The 3001-nt window shown below is 56.8% G+C and carries 3 protein-coding genes; all 3 read left to right on the top strand.

Annotation, left to right across the window (positions count from 1 at the left end):
* On the top strand, window positions 1–807 hold an 807-nt coding region (locus AB7S84_RS17090), incomplete at its 5' end, for a hypothetical protein (RefSeq protein ID WP_428156006.1).
* 93 nt (window positions 808–900) lie between these two features.
* A complete protein-coding gene (locus AB7S84_RS17085) occupies window positions 901–2652 on the top strand; it encodes an amidohydrolase (protein WP_428156004.1) in 1752 nt (583 codons plus the stop codon).
* A 98-nt stretch (window positions 2653–2750) separates the two neighbouring features.
* Window positions 2751–3001, top strand: a 251-nt coding sequence (locus AB7S84_RS17080) for an SDR family NAD(P)-dependent oxidoreductase (RefSeq protein WP_428156002.1), incomplete at its 3' end; no start/stop codon positions are given.

Here is a 3001-nt window from a genome sequence, read left to right as displayed (position 1 = left end):
CTGCTCCCGGGCAAGGTAAGTGGAAGCGCGGAACTCACCGCACTCGCCACCGGCCTGGACCCGGCGCAGGTGCAATCGATTGCTGATGTTTTGAACGTTCGCTTTACCGAGATGCGAGGGTTCAGCACTGCCTGGAATCACATCGCCACGCAAAATGCCCAACGAATTCGTGCCGTGCAGGAGTTGTTCGGGACTAATTTAACCAAACGCGAAATCGCCGCGGCGGCACGCGATACCTTCGACGACATACGGACACAGTTTTGGTTTTACGTCGGAACCTCGGACGATCTCGCCACGCGAGAGATTCGCGATCAGTTGTCTCATGCAGGCTTTTTTATTCCGCGCGACGGAACAGCGCCTTTTGTGCGGCTTCGACCGCAACAGGTGAACCTCGTTCATCCCGACGGCTCGCCGGCAGCAGGCAGCAGCGTAAAGCCACCTTCGGGCGGAACGTACGAATTCAGGCTCGATGTTGATCACATAGCTGAGCTGGGGCAGCAGCCGGCGAAAGCCTTCAGCTCAGGTAATCTTCGCCTCACGCCCAGCCAGGAAAATCGAATCTTTCTGAATCAGACGTACATGCGCGATCCAAGCTTGCCGGACGCGCGCCTCACCGTGGGCCGAGGCACCAGCCGGGCCGGCAAAATGCTCGGTGATCCGGAGTACAAGGGGCGTTCACCCCATAAAGGCCTCCTGCCGCCAGCGGGAGGCGACGCCATGAGCCGGGCGGCGGCAGCCGACGCGCGAGCTGCCATCGATGAAGCGCTACGCCGGCTGGAACAATCGCCCGCGGATGACGTATTCTGAGAATTACGTATTTTTTTCGTGGGAAGAATAAACGTTCTTTTTCGTCGAAAGGAACAGTACTTAAATGGACGGGCGGTTCTCGAGGAGGTCGCCATGGAAAAAAAATGGACATCTGCGGTTTCCGTGCTCGTCATAACGGCTATGTTTCTCGGCTTGTCAGGCGTGGACGGCAAGGCGGCGGCTGAACGTGCCGACCTGGTGATCAAAAACGGAAAGATCGTGACGCTCGATCCCGCCATAAACCTTACCGAAGCCCTTGCCGTTAAGGGAAACAGGATCAAAGCCTTGGGTACGACCCAGGAGATGGAAGCGCTTATCGGTCCATCCACCAAGGTCATTGATTTGAAGGGTCGACCGGTCATACCCGGCTTTATCGAAGGGCACGGACACCTGCCGGCACTGGGAAGGGTTCAGATGATGCTTGATCTGACCATGGCCCGGAATTGGGACGACATCGTCGCCATGGTCGCCGAAGCTGCGCAGCGAGTCGAACCCGGGGCATGGATTCAAGGATGGGGATGGCACCAGGAGAAGTGGGATAAACCCCCCAGGCCCGTCATCGACGGATTGCCGACGCACCATGATCTGAGCGGAATATCGCCGCATAATCCTGTTCGATTGACCCATGCAAGCGGCCATGCATCATTTGTCAACGGCAAGGCTCTGGAACTTGCCGGCATCGGGCCGGACACGCCGGATCCGCCAGGGGGTGAAATCGTTCGCGACCCCAACGGCCAACCCATCGGCATGCTGCGTGAATCGGCCCAGGACTTTGTCCGGGATGCTTTCGAGCGGCATCAAGCCCAGCGTTCCGCCGAAGACATCAGGGCTGAACAGACGAAACAGGTTCAGCTCGCGATGAAGAAGGCCGTGTCCCATGGAATCACCACATTCCATGATTGTGGCGTGTCGTTGGACACAATCGATTTATACAAAAAATTGGCTGATCAAGGTTTATTGCAGGTTCGGCTCTATGTGATGATCAAACCGGACAAACCCCCGTTCGAGAACCTTCCAGCGTATCGTCTGGTGGATTACGGAAACGGATTTTTGACGGTTCGATCCATAAAACTATTCATGGATGGTGCGCTTGGCGCTCACGGCGCCTGGCTTCTTGAACCCTACACAGACAAACCGGAAAGTACGGGACTTCCCACGGCATCCATCGACGGCATGACCAGGGCGGCAGCGTTTGGAATTGAACACGGATTCCAGATCAACACCCATGCCATCGGCGATCGCGCGAATCGCGAAGTTTTAGACCTGTATGAAAAAGTGTTTCGAGCCCATCCGGGCCAGAGGGGGCTTCGCTGGCGAATAGAGCATGCTCAGCATCTTCATCCCGATGATATCCCGCGATTTGCGGCTCTCGGGGTCATCGCGTCCATGCAGACGGTTCATGCAACCTCCGACGGCCCGTGGGTCATCAAACGGATCGGAGAGCAGCGGGCCCGGGAAGGGGCATATGCCTGGCGCAAACTCTGGGATTCAAAGGCCGTTGTGAGCAACGGCACGGATGCGCCGGTCGAAGATATCGATCCCATCGCCAACTTCCATGCCGCCGTTACCCGCCGCCTGCCCGACGGTTCGTCCTTTTTTCCGGAACAACGCCTTACCCGCGAGGAGGCCTTGAAGTCCTACACCGTCAACAATGCCTATGCCGCCTTCGAGGAACACATCAAAGGGACCCTGACACCGGGAAAACTGGCGGATATGGTAGTGCTGTCGGAAGACATCCTGACCGTTCCGGAAGACAGGATTGCCGGCGCCCGGGTGCTTTATACCATCATCGATGGGAAGATTGTCTACGAAAACGATGCTGCAATACGGCATGGGGGGAGTTGATAGAAGGGAAAAAGGGCCGTGATGCTGCCCGGTCGGGTGCAAAACGGCCGCTTGTTTTCAAATGCAGCGTCAATCAATGACGAAAAAAGGAGCCACATATGAGCTTTTCAGGCAAAGAAGCGCTGATCATTGGCGGCAGCAGTGGAATGGGTCTGGAGGCGGCTATGCTGTTGGTACATGCCGGCGCCTCGGTTACGATAGTCGGCCGCCGTCGGGAAAAACTGGCGGCAGCCCGTGAAGGCTTCGATTCCCCCGATAATGTGCATATCTTCCAGTGCGATCTCACGCAAAAGGATGACGTGACCAGATTGATTTCCCACGTGCGTGATGTAATGAAGAACGGGAAGTA

It is taken from the genome of Desulfococcus sp. (assembly GCF_050178255.1).
In the GTDB taxonomy this organism is placed as follows: domain Bacteria; phylum Desulfobacterota; class Desulfobacteria; order Desulfobacterales; family Desulfococcaceae; genus Desulfococcus; species Desulfococcus multivorans.
Note: the sequence above shows the minus strand (reverse complement) of the source record. Positions and strands in the feature narration are given on the sequence as shown.